The following is a 13,663-nucleotide window of genomic DNA, read 5'->3' on the forward strand; positions in this document are numbered from 1 at the left end:
TTCCCCCCATGACGGTCCTGCCCGACGAAGGCTTCCCGCTGGCCGCCGAGTTCCCGGACGCGTCCCGCGAGCAATGGCAGCACCTCGTGGAGGGAGTGCTGCGCAAGGCGGGCGCGACGGACGTCGCCGGTCCGGCGGCCGAGAGCGCGCTGGCCACCCCGATCGAGGACGGGCTGGCCGCCCGCCCCCTCTACACCGCCGCCGACACCGGCCCGCTGCCCGGCCACCCGGGCTTCCCTCCGTTCGTCCGCGGCGGACGGACGGAGGGAACGGCCGTCGCCGGCTGGGACGTACGCCAGCGGCACACCCACCCCGACCCGGCGCGCACCAACGAGGCCGTCCTCGCCGACCTGGAGAACGGCGCGAGCTCCCTGTGGCTGACCGTCGGCGCCCACGGGCTGCCCCCGGCCGGAATCGCGGCCGCCCTCGACGGCGTCTACCTCGACCTCGCCCCCGTCGTCCTCGACGCGGGCGCGGAATTCGAGCCCGCCGCCCACGCGTTGCTCGACCTGTACGACCGGCGCGGCACCGCCCGTACGGACGCGCGCGGCAACCTCGGCGCCGACCCGCTCGGCACCCTCGCCCGCACCGGCACCACCGCCGACCCCGCCGAAGCCCTCGCCACGGCCACCGCCCTCGCCGCCCGCTGCGTCCAGGACCGGCCCGGCGTACGGGCGTTCACCGTCGACGCCCTGCCCTACCACGGTGCCGGCGCCTCCGCCATACAGGAGCTCGGCTGCTCCCTGGCCACCGGCGTCGCCTACCTGCGGGCCCTCACCGCCGCCGGAACGGACATCGACACCGCCTGCGGACAGCTGGAGTTCCGCCTGGCCGCCACCGCCGACCAGTTCCTGACCATCGCCAAGTACCGTGCCGCGCGCCGCCTGTGGCACCGCGTCACCGAGGTCAGCGGCGCCCGCCCCGAGGCCCGCGCGCAGCGCCAGCACGCCGTGACCTCCCCGGTGATGATGACCCGCCGCGACCCGTGGGTGAACATGCTGCGCACCACCGTCGCCTGCCTGGGCGCGGGAGCCGGCGGCGCCGACGCCGTCACCGTCCTGCCCTTCGACGACGCCCTCGGCCTGCCCGACGCCTTCGCCCGCCGCATCGCCCGCAACACCTCCGCGATCCTGCTGGAGGAGTCCCACCTCGCCCGCGTCATCGACCCGGCCGGCGGCTCCTGGTACGTCGAACGGCTCACCGACGAACTCGCCCACGCCGCGTGGGCGTTCTTCCAGGAGATCGAGCGGGAGGGCGGCATGGCGGCGGCCCTGCGCTCGGGCCTGGCCGGCGAACGCCTCGCCGCGACCTGGCGCGAACGCTCCCGGCGCCTGGCCACGCGCCGCGAACCCGTCACCGGCGTCAGCGAGTTCCCCCACCTGGGCGAGGAACCCGTACGCCGCGAGCCCGCGCCTCCATCGCCTGCCGGCGGACTGCCGCGGGTCCGCCGCGACGAGGCGTACGAGGCACTGCGCGCCCGCTCCGACGCCCACCTCGCGGCCACCGGCACCCGCCCCCGCGTCCTCCTCGCGGCCCTCGGCCCCGCCGCCGCCCACACGGCCCGCACGACCTTCGCCGCCAACCTCTTCCAGGCCGGCGGCATCGAGCCCGTCCACGACCCGGTCACCGTCGAACCCGCCACCGCCGCCGAGGCGTTCACCCGCAGCGGCGCGGCCGTCGCCTGCCTGTGCTCCAGCGACACCCTCTACGCGGAACAGGCCGAGGCCGTCGCTTCCGCGCTCAAGGCGGCGGGCGCATCATGGGTGTTCCTCGCCGGACGCCCCGGCGAGCGGCGCGCGGCGTACGAGCGCGCCGGGATCGACGAGTTCGTCTTCGCGGGCGGCGACGCCGTCGCCGTCCTCACCTCCGTCCTCGACCGTATGGGAGTGGCGTGATGCACGGCAGCGACGGACGGCCGGGCCCCGTCCCGGACTTCACCGCCGTCGGACTCGGCCCCGCCGACGGCGCCCCCGCCGACCCCGGCGCCTGGCGCGCGGCCCTGAAGGAGAGCTGCGGCAAGAGCCCCGAGGACCTCGTCTGGGAGACCCCCGAGGGCATCGGCGTCAAACCCCTCTACACCGACGAGGACCTGCGCGGCCTGGACTTCCTGCGCACCTACCCGGGCATCGCCCCGTACCTGCGCGGCCCCTACCCGACGATGTACGTCAACCAGCCCTGGACGATCCGCCAGTACGCCGGCTTCTCCACCGCCGAGGAGTCCAACGCCTTCTACCGCCGCAACCTCGCGGCCGGCCAGAAAGGCCTGTCCGTCGCCTTCGACCTGCCCACCCACCGCGGCTACGACAGCGACCACCCGCGGGTGACCGGCGACGTCGGCATGGCGGGCGTCGCCATCGACTCGATCTACGACATGCGGCAGCTCTTCGACGGCATCCCCCTCGACCGCATGAGCGTGTCGATGACGATGAACGGCGCCGTCCTGCCCGTCCTCGCCCTGTACATCGTCGCCGCCGAGGAACAGGGCGTACCGCCCGAGAAGCTGGCCGGGACCATCCAGAACGACATCCTCAAGGAGTTCATGGTCCGCAACACCTACATCTATCCGCCGCAGCCCTCGATGCGGATCATCTCCGACATCTTCGCGTACACCTCGCAGCGGATGCCGCGCTACAACTCCATCTCCATCTCCGGCTACCACATCCAGGAAGCCGGGGCCACCGCCGACCTCGAACTCGCCTACACCCTCGCCGACGGCGTCGAGTACCTCAAGGCGGGCATCGACGCCGGACTCGACGTCGACGCCTTCGCGCCCCGCCTGTCCTTCTTCTGGGCGATCGGCATGAACTTCTTCATGGAGATCGCCAAACTGCGCGCCGCACGGCTGCTGTGGGCCCGCCTCGTCAAGCGCTTCGACCCCAAGAACCCCAAGTCGCTGTCCCTGCGCACCCATTCGCAGACCTCCGGCTGGTCGCTCACCGCGCAGGACGTCTTCAACAACGTCACCCGCACCTGCATCGAGGCCATGGCCGCCACCCAGGGGCACACCCAGTCCCTGCACACCAACGCCCTCGACGAGGCACTCGCCCTGCCCACCGACTTCTCCGCCCGCATCGCCCGCAACACCCAGCTGCTGCTCCAGCAGGAGTCCGGCACCTGCCGCGTCATCGACCCGTGGGGCGGCAGCGCGTACGTGGAGAAGCTCACCCACGACCTCGCCCGGCGCGCCTGGCGGCACATCGAGGAGGTCGAGGCCGCCGGCGGCATGGCCCGCGCCATCGACGCCGGCATCCCCAAGCTGCGCGTCGAGGAGGCCGCGGCCCGCACCCAGGCCCGTATCGACTCCGGACGGCAGCCCGTCATCGGCGTCAACAAGTACCGCGTCGACTCCGACGAGCAGATCGACGTCCTCAAGGTCGACAACTCCGCCGTCCGCGCCCAGCAGATCGACAAGCTGCGGCGGCTGCGCGCCGAACGCGACGAGACCGTCTGCCAGGACGCGCTGAACGCGCTGACCCGCGCCGCGGAGAACGGACCGGGCGGCGGCCTGGAGGGCAACCTCCTCGCCCTCGCGGTGGACGCGGCCCGCGCCAAGGCCACCGTCGGCGAGATCTCCGACGCCCTGGAGAAGGTGTACGGCCGGCACGCGGGCCAGATCCGTACCATCTCCGGCGTGTACCGGGAAGAAGCGGGGAACTCCGCCGGAGTGGAACGCACCCGCGCCACCGTCGCCGCCTTCGAGCGCGAGGAGGGCCGCCGCCCGCGCATCCTCGTCGCCAAGATGGGCCAGGACGGCCACGACCGCGGCCAGAAGGTCATCGCCACCGCCTTCGCCGACCTCGGCTTCGACGTCGACGTCGGCCCGCTGTTCCAGACCCCCGAGGAGGTCGCCCGGCAGGCGGTCGAGGCCGACGTGCACATCGTCGGCGTCTCCTCGCTCGCCGCCGGCCACCTCACCCTCGTCCCCGCGCTGCGCGAGCAGCTCGCCGAGCAGGGACGCGACGACATCATGATCGTCGTCGGGGGTGTCATCCCCCCGCAGGACGTCGCCCCGCTGCGGGAGACGGGCGCGGCGGCCGTCTTCCTGCCCGGCACCGTCATCCCGGACGCCGCCCACGACCTGCTGACGACCCTCGCGGGGGTCCTCGGCCACGAGCTGTGAGGCCGGCGAACTGATGGCACGTTCCGTGGATGTGGACGCGTACGTCAAGGGCGTGCTCGACGGCCGGCGGGCCACGGTCGCCCGCGCGATCACCCTCGTCGAGTCCGCCCGCCCCGACCACCGCGCGCTCGCCCAGCGCATGCTCACCGAGCTGCTGCCGCACTCCGGCGGCGCCCGGCGCATCGGGATCACCGGCGTGCCCGGCGTCGGCAAGTCCACCTTCATCGACGCCCTCGGCACCCTGCTGACCGGGCGCGGCCACCGGGTCGCGGTCCTCGCCGTCGACCCGTCCTCCAGCCGCACCGGCGGCAGCATCCTCGGCGACAAGACCCGGATGGAGCGCCTCGCCGTCGACCCGGCCGCCTTCGTCCGGCCGTCACCGACCGCCGGCACCCTCGGCGGGGTCGCGCGGGCCACCCGCGAGACCGTCGTCGTGATGGAAGCCGCCGGCTACGACGTCGTGCTCGTCGAGACCGTCGGCGTCGGCCAGTCCGAGACCGCCGTCGCCGGCATGGTCGACACCTTCCTCATGCTCACCCTCGCCCGCACCGGCGACCAGCTCCAGGGCATCAAGAAAGGCGTCCTGGAACTCGCGGACGTCATCGCCGTCAACAAGGCGGACGGCCCGCACGAGCGCGACGCGAAGTCCGCGGCGCGCGAACTCGCGGGCGCCCTGCGGCTGATGCGTGCTCCCGACGCGGCCTGGAACCCGCCGGTCCTCACCTGCAGCGCCCGCGAGGGCACGGGCCTGGACGAACTGTGGGACCGGCTGGAACAGCACCGCAAGGTCCTCGACGCGACGGGCGGACTGGCCGGGCGGCGGCGGGACCAACAGGTCGAGTGGGTCTGGGACATGGTGCGCGAAGGGCTGCTGGGCGAACTGCGCGAGCACCAGGGCGTACAGGGGCTGGCCCCCGGGCTGGAACGGGACGTGCGCGAGGGCCTGGTGCCGGCGAGCCTGGCGGCGCAGCGGATCCTGGAGACGTTCCGGGAGGAACGGTAGGGGAACGGTAGGAGCCGGTGGGCGGACAGGACCGTCAGCGGGCCCGGCCGGTCCAGTGCACGGTGCCGTACGTGACGCCGTAGTTGGGACGCACGGCCACGTCCACGGCCTTCGTCGCGTCCGACGGCACGTCGAAGGCGTACACGCCGGTGCCGTCCCTGCCCGGGGCCAGCGGGCCGGGGAACGGATTGCCCACGCCCCGGGCGCTGTCGAAGACCTGCTCCACGCGCGCGCCCTGCGCGCCCGCCGTCATGGACACCAGCAGCCCCGACGCGTCGAAGGGCGCCTTCGTGCCGTTGGTGACGGTCACGGTGAACGTCACGGGCGTACGGCCCTGTTGATGCCCGACCGAAGTGACGCTCGGGGTGAACGGCGCGGGCTGCGACACCCTCACCTTCAGCCCGTCCGGGAACGCGTAGGTGTCCCCGAAGCCCACCGCCCGCGGCACCGCCGCGGCCGACGGGCCGGACGGCGAGACGGTGTGCCCGGCCCCGCCGCCCGCTCCGCCCCCGCACGCGGCCGTGGGGGCCAGCGAGGCGGTCAGCAACAGGGCGGTGACGGCCGGCCCGGCCGCCGCGCGCGCCGCACGGGGTCTCCCGCCTCCCCGGCGCCGCCCGGCGCGCGCCACCCGTGGCGGCCGTCTCCTGCCCATGACCACAGCCTGCGCCGGGTGCCGGCGGACCGCATCCCGGGCGCGGCCGGCCGCGTGCACGCCTGCCACGTACGGGCGTTGCGTACAGCCGTTGCGTACGGGCGTCGCGGCGCCGGCCGGCCCGGCGCGCGGCATCACGCCGCCTTGCCGAAGCGCTCCCGCACGGCCTCGACCCAGCGCGCCCGCAGCGCCTCGTACTGCGCGCGCTCGGCCCGCGTCAGCACCCGGCCCCGGCGGGCCGAAAGGAACGCGCGTATCAGCTGGTTGACGGTCTCGGCGTCCAACGCTGCCAGAGGATCGGGGGACTTGGCCGGGGACGCGGCCCCGGACGCGGGCGGGGACTGCGCCGGGCAGGGCGATGGATCCGGATCGTCCGAAGGGGGCGGGGGCACCGGGGAGGCAGGCATGTCCACAGGCTAGGGCAGGCCACTGACAACGCCGGGCGCGTCGGGGCGCCGCCCGGTGCCGACCAGCGGATCGGAGGAATCCGCGGATCCGACACTGTGTCAGGTGGGCGGCCCGGCAGCCGTCTTGCTACGCCTGACCGGTGTCGAAGCGGCTGATCCTGCCGTCGGTGACGGTGAAACGCCAGGCGGTGCGCATCGCGCCCCACGTGTCGTTCGTGAACCGCGCGACGAGGCTGCGCCCGCCGTCGGACTCGGACTCGACGTCCATGCGCCCGTGGGAGGAGAAGATCTCCCGCTCGCTCCAGTCGTCGAGGTTCCGGTCCGAACCGTCGTCGGACATCGTGGCGTCGTCGGTCAGCGCGGCCCGGAAGGCGTCGTGGTCGTTGGCGTTGATCGCGGCGACCAGGGCGCGGACGGCGGGGTCGGACAGCTCACTGTCGGGGATCACGGGGCTGCTCCTCTGCGTGGGGTGCGCGGGGCGGGTTCCAGGAGACCACCGACGGCGCGGGCACGCGCGCGGGACTCACCCGGCCGGGGCGCGGTGTCCCAGGGGACGGGCGGCCGTCGCCCGTACGAGCCGGGCGGGACGGTCCCGGGAGCCGTCGGGGCCGCGTACCTGCCGGGCCCCGTGCCCCGGTCACGCGTCCGCGCCGCCGCTCTCGCCGCCCGCCCGGGCGGCCCGGACCCGCCAGCCGAACCGGCTCCGCTTGCGCCAGGCGACCGCGACCGCCCCGAGCCCGGTCACCCCGATGAACAGCATGGCGGCGACGAACGCGGGCGAGGTCGGGGTCGCCGCGTGACTGCCCGCGATCACGTAGGCGCCCGTACTCGGCACGCTCCCGGCCGCCGTCGCCAGCAGGAACGGCAGCCAGCCCATCCGGGAGACCGCGGCGCAGTAGTTCACCGCCGCGAACGGCACCCCGGGCAGGAGCCGCAGCGCGAGCATCGAGCGGAAGCCGTGCCGGCTCAGCTGCCGGTCGGCGGCCCGCAGCCACCGCCCGCGCAGCAGCGGCCGCAGCGCGTCCTGCCCCAGCAGCCGCCCCAGCCCGAAGGAGATCGCCGACCCGAGCACCGTGCCCACGACCGCCGTGACCGTGCCCAACGGCGCCCCGAACAGCGCGCCCGCCGCGAGGTTGAGGATCGGGCGCGGCACGAACGCGGCGGTGCACAGCCCGTACGCACCCGCGAACACGGCGACCGCCACGACCCCGGTCTGCCGTGCCGGCCACCCGTCGGCCAGCAGCCGCTCCGGCCGGAACGCCAGCACCGCCGCCCCCGCGGCGGCCAGCAGCACGACGAGCAGCACCAGCCGCGCCCAGGGCGAGCGCAGCACGCGCGCGCAACGGGCGGCGGGGCCGGGGGAGGAGACAGCGGATTCGAGCATCGCTGGAGCCTAACCGACAGTCCGTCGGCCCGCTCCGCGCCGGGCGGGGCGGGCGGCCCCGCGCGGGTGAGGGGATCGGCTACCTGCCGTAGGCCGGTTCCGTGCGGCGAAAAGCATTCGACGGGGTCACGCGCCGTGCGCGAGGATCAACACAATGAGCAGGCACGCCGACCTCAAGCCGACGCCCGCGGCCCCGGCCCTGGGCGCGCCGGAGGCTGCCGCCGCCGTTTTCCGCAAATCCACCGTCTGCCGCTGCGCCCGCGCCGCCCTGCGCGCCTGCGCGTACGCAGGCCCCTGGAGCTGACCCGCCCCTTCCCGGACATCCGGCGGACCCCACGGGGAGGGGTCCTCTCCCTCTTCCCGTGGGGTCCGCGCACCGGTCTCTTCTCCGGAGAGGGAATCATGCACGAGCACGCGTACGCGCACAGCGTCGAGCCACACCCGACCATCGGGTCCCTGGGGCACCCCGGCCACGGGAAGACGGTGCTGACGGAGGCGATCAGGAGGGTGTGCGCGACCGACGCACGACGCTTCGCCTACGTCGACATGCCGGGGAGCGCGGGATTTCCGTCCTCGCACCAACTCGACGGGGCGATCCTCGCCGTGTCCGCGCCGGAGGGCGTACAGGAGCGGACCCGTGAGCAGGTACGGCTGGCCCGTGGGGCGGGGGTGCGCCAGCTGGTCGTGGCCCTGACGAAAGCGGACATCGCGCAGGAAGAACTGACCGAGCTCGTGGAACTGGAGACGCGGGAGCTGCTGACCGCGCACGGCTACGACGGCGAGCACACGCCGGTCGTCCGGGTCTCGGCACTGCGCGCCCTGGAGGGCGATCCGCGCTGGACCGGCACGATCGAGGCACTGCTCGACGCCGTGGACACCTACGTACCGGCGCCGGGACCCGCCCCGGAGCGGGACAATGGCTAGGTGAACGAAGCGATACCGGTGACCCGGACCGTCGACTGGGGCACCGCGAAACTCCTCCCCGACGTGGACCGCCCGCACGCCTGGCTGCTGACGATGAACGACTCCCCGCAGTCGTACGTCGACCTGGACGACCCCACATATCTGGAATTCGAGTACGCGCAGCGGCTCGCCCATGTGCTGGACGCGGTGACGGAAGAAGACAAACCGCTGGACGTCCTGCACCTGGGCGGGGGAGCGCTGACCCTGCCGCGCTATGTGGCGGCGACGCGCCCGGGCTCGCGGCAGTGTGTGGTGGAGGGGGACCGGGGGCTGACCGAGCTGGTGGCGGAGTGTCTGCCGCTGCCCGCGTCGGCGGGGATCGAGGTGCGGGTGGGGGACGCGCGGGAGGAACTGGCCCGGATACCGGACGCTTCGGTGGATGTCATCGTCGGGGATGTCTTCGGGGGCTCGCAGGTGCCGGCGCATGTGACGTCGGTGGAGTATGCGGGGGAGGTGGCGCGAGTGCTGCGGCGGAACGGCGTCTACGCCGCGAACCTGGCGGACGGCGCGCCGCTGACATTCCTGAAGTCCCAAGTGGCCACGTATGCCTCACTGTTCGACGAGGTGTGCGTCATCGCCGAGCCGTCGATGCTGCGGGGGCGGCGCTTCGGGAACGCGGTACTGGTGGCTTCGGACGCCGAGCTGCCCGTGGACGTGCTCGCCCGGAAGGCGGCCGGGGACGCGTTCCCGGCGCGGGTCGAGCACGGGCAGGCGCTGCGGCGGTTCGCCGCCGGGGCGCCGGTGGTCCGGGACACGGACGCGGTGGGCTCACCGGAGCCGCCGGGCGGGGCGTTCCGGGTGGGGTGAGGGCGGGGCGGGGCGGCGCCCCGCCTGACGGCACCACTCCTTTTCAGGGCGCGGCCTGCACAGCGGACGCGGATCGCCCCCAGGCGTCCCACAGCCCGTAGAACCAGGCCCGCTCGCCCTCGCCCCGCATCAGCGCGGCCCCCTCGTCACGGGAGACCCAGCGATGGGCCACGAGGCCCGGCTCCCCGCCGGGCAGCGTGACCCTTGTGCCGGCGGCCACCGGCTCGCACAGATAGATGGTGCGGTACACCATCGGGAGCCCGGGCGCCGGAGGACGCACCGGCCAGTCCTGGCCGAGGATCGCCGTCGGCGTCACCTCCAGCCCGGTTGTGCGCCACACATGCCACTGCATCGACTTCCAGTCCGGCTCCGGCGACTGCGCTTCCCCGCCGGGGAGTTGATACCGGCTGCCCTGCGGCACGGATGCGTCGGTGAGCTGGAGCAGCAGCACCCGCTCCGGCTCCTGCACGTTTTTGCTTGTTGCAGGGATCCAGGCCAGCCCCACGAAACAGAACCCTCCAGGCAGTACGGGCGTCGCGTCGAGCGCATCTCTCGGCGGGGTGGGGCGCGCCGAAGTGGACATGGGGAACTCCTTGTCGATGTGGTGAGGGTGCGGGGTGTGGGGGGCCGCTGTGCGGGCATGAGACGTGGTGGATCGAACACAGCGTCAATCGGCCGGAGTTGGTGTTTCCGGTTCTTGCCACCAGTATCTGTGAGGGCCCCTATGCTCAGTCCTTCGGAACCGTTGAGGGGCTGCAAGTGTCAACAGGGGGACGCCGCGTATGCCTGCCCAGAAGCCGTTCAGGACGTACGAGCAGCGTGTGGCCGAGCTGGCTGCGGCTATTTGTGAGCATCGGCTCAGGAAAGAGTGGTCGCAGGCGCGGCTGGGCAAAGAGGTCGCTCTGACGAAGTATGCGATTTCGCATTTCGAGAGCGGCAGGCATGTTCCACGTCGCGATGTTGCTCGTCGGATCGACGAGGCCCTGGACGCGGGTGGCAGCATTTGGATGCTGCGGGACGAGCTTGATGACAGTCCGGACGCAGAACGGGTGCGCCGGTACGCCAGGTTGGAGAAGCAAGCAAGTACGATCCGTCTGATCACGGGCTTCGTGCCGGCGCTCTTGGAGACCGACGAACATACCCGGCTTGCTCTTGAATCCGGTCTCCCGGTCTGGGGCGGTGAGCTGGAAGACAAGGTCAAGTATCGCGCAGCGCGACGAGAGGCGTTTCGAGCCCCGGACGCACCGACCCTTCGCGTTGTGTTGGGGGAGGCCGCACTGCACATCGTCACCGGCGGCAGTGGAGTTATGCGGCGTCAGCTCCTGCACTTGTTGGAGAGGTCGCACCAGGCGAACGTCGATCTTCGTGTTCTCCCGTTCCGGGGGAGCGGATTCTTTGCCGATGTTGGAACGGTGACCCTTTGGGAGCGACCGAAGGGGCGAGACGTCGCCTATCGGATCGGTGCTCGGTCTGGCACGTACCTCACGAGGCAGGCGGACGTCGACGACTTCGGCCGCCTCTACGATCACATGCGTGGCGTGGCGCTCAACCAAGAGGCGTCACGGGATCTCATCCGCACAGTACTTGAGGAGTCGTACCCGTGCCTGCTGTCTGCCCCGACGGGTCCATAGCCGCCTGGCGAAAGAGTTCCTACAGCAACGAGGGCCCAACCTGCTTGGAAGTCGCGGACCAGCACCCCGGTGCCGTACCTGTCCGTGACTCCAAAGCCCCCGCCAGAGGCCACCTGGTATTTGGCAATGAAGCCTGGTCAAGATTCGTCACTGCCGTCACTGCTGCCAGCGGTGAAGCCCTCCAGACGCCATAGACTGGAGGGCTTCACTCGTGCTCATGCAGTTTCCTACGATTCGGGCCTTCAGCCGACGAGCTGCACCTCACCGTGGGTACCGCTGGCATTCACGCCTGGATAATAGCTCAATGGGCCGTAGTTCCAACGGATCAGGACGTCGTTGAGACTCCCACCGGCGGAGGTGAAGTTGCCAACGGCTATTTGTGCGCTGTATTCCCAGGCGGAGTGCACGGGTCGGATCTCGAACCGGTTGTGGCTGGTGGGATCGCCGCCGGGGAAGATCTGGTTCTGGCCGTCGTTCCACTGGACCATGAGGTCGGCGGCCTTGCCCCCGGTGAACTCGCCCGTGCTGATCTGGGTCGCGTTCTTCCAGCCCTCGTTGGCGTACGTCAGCTGGGTTTCCCGGCTGACGCCGTTGCTGCCGATGTCGGTGTACATGGACGTCGAGCCGTCCTCCCAGAGGACAAGCAGGTCGTCGCGGAGGTTGTTGGTGGTGCTGTAGCGGCCGGCGGTGATGAGCCGGGCAGCTTCCCAGGACTGGCTTTCGGCGAGCGTCTTCTCGTCGTGGAAGCCGAATTGGTCGACATGCGTGTACGTGGAGAGTTTGCCTCCCATCCAGCGCACGGTGATGCCGTCGGTACCGCTGTCGGTGAAGCGGCCGCCGGTGACCGTCTCGGCCCATTTCCAGTAGCTGCCCTCACCGGCCAGCTTGTACTCGGCCGAGAAGGGGTGCTTGGGGTCGTTGTGGTCGGCACCCTGGAAGAGGCTGGCCGAGCCGTCCCTCCACACGACGAACAAGTCCATGCGGCGCTTTCCGCTTGCCGGGTCGCTGGTGAAGTAGCCGGAGGCCAGGTGCTCGGCGTACCTCCAGTCGTTGCGGGGGAGCAGGTCGCGGGAGTAGGTCTGCTGGATCCAGCCGGCGATGTCATCGATCCGGGTCTCGACAGCGCCCTTGCGGGTCTCGGACTCGTCGGTGCCGTAGCAACCGGCTTGTCCTGACTTGCTGTTGATACCGACGAGCTCGTACCGGCCGCCGATGTCACGGAAGGCCGGCCCTCCGGTGTCTCCCTGGCAGACGGCCGAGTCGCCGGACTTGCTCGTGATGCTGACGGTGGTGTCCTTCACCGCGCCCACGGTGAACTTCCCGTAGTGCAGGCGGTCGGGCACCCACTCGTCCTTGGTGCGGCCGAAGCCGGACACCCACACGTCCTCACCCTGCAACGGCTTGTTGAAACCGAGAGGGACAGGGCTGACCCCGGTGACGGGCTTCTGCAGTTTGGCCATCACCAAGTCCCGGTCCTCACGCGGGACAAGCTCCACGACATCCATGACGGTGCCGGGATCGCGGGAGAGGTCGGTACGGCCGATGATGGCTCTGGTCTGGAGCTTCGGCGCACCGGCAGGGACTTTCAGGCTCTGCGCCGGGTTGTCGGCAAAGCAACTGGCGGCGGTCACGAGCCACTGCTGCTCAACGAGCGCAGCCGAGCAGCTCCGTTGACCGCCGATGTCAAGTTTGGCTGTGAAAGTAAACGAGTCATTGGCAGCCGCCCCCACAACAGCACTTACTGGAGCTACACCCAATAAGCCGACCGTGACAGCAGAGACAAGAACTCCGGCAATCCGTGCCGCACGTCTTCCTCTAGCAAACATCAACTTCCCTCGCTGCAGGAATAGTGCGTGGATCAACCGGTGACACGAAGCTCAACCAGCGTCGTCTGAGGTTGTTGCACTCCCTCACCCGCGCCAACAAGCTGGTTTTTGGGGACGGTAACCGTCTTCTTCATCCCTTCCGCTATCAGGTCAGCCTGAAGAGGGTGATCGTAAGAGCGAATACCAAAAACGCCTGGAAGCTCAAGATCGAGATAGCCAACCGAAGACGTGGCCGTGAAGCAGTAGTCCACTGCGCCCGACATGATCTTGATCTGCTTCGTCGACGAATCACAACCGACAAGCATGATGTGACCGTCGCCTTTACGTAGGATGATCCCCTTTTCCTTGAGGATCTTTTCCGCGTTGGGATACTGGAATTCTTCAATCGCGAATGGCAATGCCTCGTCGCCTGGATCTTCCACCGTTGGAGTCGAACCAGACGCCCAGGCGGGGGCGCTAATCAAAACGGCAAGGCCGCCGATTAAAACAGCAGTCATTGCTTTGCGGGCTCGCGAAAACTTCATGCCGACCTCCATGAATCTGCACGTTCACTGAATCCACGAAAATAAACTCTAAATAAACGCTCGCTGAAGGCTACCCGGGCAAGCGGCAGCCGCAAACGAGATCCACATCACACGCCCCCTGAGGTTGTCTGCTGCGTGTGGCCGATACCCTCAACTGCCGTGTTTTGACAGTCTAGTTAGGTAAGGTGGACACTGCCCGTCCGGCGCGCAGCAGGGCTCGCCTGCCCTTCTCAAGCCGCCGACTTCGCCTTAACGCCAGCTGGTTCAGAGGCGTCTCGGTCATTAGTATGCGCAACGCCCCGACGCAGCTGGGCAGTTGGGTCTTCGATACCAGAAAAGATAGTCA

Annotated in this window: 14 protein-coding genes and 1 pseudogene; 8 read left to right on the forward strand and 7 right to left on the reverse strand. The window is 70.7% G+C overall.

Annotation, left to right across the window (positions count from 1 at the left end):
* Window positions 1-8: 8 nt before the first annotated feature.
* Genes ACFP1Z_RS24790 through meaB form a run of 3 tightly spaced genes read left to right on the forward strand, consistent with a single transcriptional unit; the run spans window position 9 to window position 5,123 of the window.
* Window positions 9-1,895: a methylmalonyl-CoA mutase family protein gene (locus ACFP1Z_RS24790; protein WP_390319587.1), complete on the forward strand. Its 1,887-nt coding sequence runs from the start codon at window positions 9-11 to the stop codon at window positions 1,893-1,895.
* A complete protein-coding gene (gene scpA / locus ACFP1Z_RS24795) occupies window positions 1,895-4,120 on the forward strand; it encodes a methylmalonyl-CoA mutase (RefSeq protein WP_390319589.1) in 2,226 nt (741 codons plus the stop codon). Before ACFP1Z_RS24790 ends, scpA begins: the two co-directional genes overlap by 1 nt.
* A gap of 13 nt (window positions 4,121-4,133) precedes the next feature.
* Window positions 4,134-5,123 carry a methylmalonyl Co-A mutase-associated GTPase MeaB gene (gene meaB, locus ACFP1Z_RS24800; RefSeq protein WP_390319591.1) on the forward strand — a complete coding sequence of 330 codons (990 nt, stop codon included), beginning with the start codon at window positions 4,134-4,136 and terminating at the stop codon, window positions 5,121-5,123.
* Window positions 5,124-5,157: 34 nt separating this feature from the next.
* Here the strand turns inward: meaB and ACFP1Z_RS24805 are convergent, their stop codons facing one another.
* The 4 genes from ACFP1Z_RS24805 to ACFP1Z_RS24820 all read right to left on the reverse strand — a co-directional run bounded on the left by ACFP1Z_RS24805 (window position 5,158) and on the right by ACFP1Z_RS24820 (window position 7,566).
* Window positions 5,158-5,775: a hypothetical protein gene (locus ACFP1Z_RS24805; protein WP_390319592.1), complete on the reverse strand. Its 618-nt coding sequence runs from the start codon at window positions 5,773-5,775 to the stop codon at window positions 5,158-5,160.
* Between the two features lie 134 nt (window positions 5,776-5,909).
* Window positions 5,910-6,182 (reverse strand): hypothetical protein, encoded by a 273-nt coding sequence (locus tag ACFP1Z_RS24810; protein ID WP_390319594.1) that lies wholly within the window; start codon window positions 6,180-6,182, stop codon window positions 5,910-5,912.
* A gap of 127 nt (window positions 6,183-6,309) precedes the next feature.
* Complete coding sequence (locus ACFP1Z_RS24815; RefSeq protein WP_390319596.1) at window positions 6,310-6,630, reverse strand: nuclear transport factor 2-like protein; 321 nt, start codon at window positions 6,628-6,630, stop codon at window positions 6,310-6,312.
* Between the two features lie 189 nt (window positions 6,631-6,819).
* Window positions 6,820-7,566: a TVP38/TMEM64 family protein gene (locus tag ACFP1Z_RS24820; RefSeq protein WP_390319598.1), complete on the reverse strand. Its 747-nt coding sequence runs from the start codon at window positions 7,564-7,566 to the stop codon at window positions 6,820-6,822.
* Window positions 7,567-7,720: 154 nt separating this feature from the next.
* Here ACFP1Z_RS24820 and ACFP1Z_RS24825 point away from each other — a divergent pair, with 154 nt between their 5' ends.
* From ACFP1Z_RS24825 to ACFP1Z_RS24835, 3 genes and pseudogenes are all read left to right on the forward strand, one after another.
* Window positions 7,721-7,870: a hypothetical protein gene (locus ACFP1Z_RS24825; protein WP_390319599.1), complete on the forward strand. Its 150-nt coding sequence runs from the start codon at window positions 7,721-7,723 to the stop codon at window positions 7,868-7,870.
* Between the two features lie 98 nt (window positions 7,871-7,968).
* Window positions 7,969-8,460: pseudogene (locus ACFP1Z_RS24830) on the forward strand (GTP-binding protein); the annotation flags it as partial.
* A gap of 30 nt (window positions 8,461-8,490) precedes the next feature.
* Window positions 8,491-9,336 (forward strand): spermidine synthase, encoded by an 846-nt coding sequence (locus ACFP1Z_RS24835; RefSeq protein ID WP_390319600.1) that lies wholly within the window; start codon window positions 8,491-8,493, stop codon window positions 9,334-9,336.
* A 43-nt stretch (window positions 9,337-9,379) separates the two neighbouring features.
* On the opposite strand, the gene ACFP1Z_RS24840 is transcribed toward ACFP1Z_RS24835, so the two are convergent.
* A complete protein-coding gene (locus tag ACFP1Z_RS24840; RefSeq protein WP_390319602.1) occupies window positions 9,380-9,919 on the reverse strand; it encodes an NUDIX hydrolase in 540 nt (179 codons plus the stop codon).
* Window positions 9,920-10,157: 238 nt separating this feature from the next.
* Between ACFP1Z_RS24840 and ACFP1Z_RS24845 the strand changes: the two genes are divergently transcribed.
* Together ACFP1Z_RS24845 and ACFP1Z_RS24850 are read left to right on the forward strand one after the other, a co-directional pair.
* A complete protein-coding gene (locus ACFP1Z_RS24845) occupies window positions 10,158-10,967 on the forward strand; it encodes a helix-turn-helix domain-containing protein (protein WP_390319604.1) in 810 nt (269 codons plus the stop codon).
* Window positions 10,937-11,161 carry a DUF397 domain-containing protein gene (locus ACFP1Z_RS24850; RefSeq protein ID WP_390319605.1) on the forward strand — a complete coding sequence of 75 codons (225 nt, stop codon included), beginning with the start codon at window positions 10,937-10,939 and terminating at the stop codon, window positions 11,159-11,161. Before ACFP1Z_RS24845 ends, ACFP1Z_RS24850 begins: the two co-directional genes overlap by 31 nt.
* A 48-nt stretch (window positions 11,162-11,209) precedes the next feature.
* Here the strand turns inward: ACFP1Z_RS24850 and ACFP1Z_RS24855 are convergent, their stop codons facing one another.
* Window positions 11,210-12,793, reverse strand: coding sequence for a S1 family peptidase (locus ACFP1Z_RS24855; RefSeq protein WP_390319607.1), 1,584 nt, complete (start codon window positions 12,791-12,793; stop codon window positions 11,210-11,212).
* 32 nt (window positions 12,794-12,825) lie between these two features.
* Window positions 12,826-13,317: a hypothetical protein gene (locus ACFP1Z_RS24860; RefSeq protein ID WP_390319608.1), complete on the reverse strand. Its 492-nt coding sequence runs from the start codon at window positions 13,315-13,317 to the stop codon at window positions 12,826-12,828.
* Window positions 13,318-13,663: the final 346 nt, after the last annotated feature.

It is taken from the genome of Streptomyces gamaensis (genome assembly GCF_042656465.1).
Classification (GTDB): domain Bacteria; phylum Actinomycetota; class Actinomycetes; order Streptomycetales; family Streptomycetaceae; genus Streptomyces; species Streptomyces gamaensis.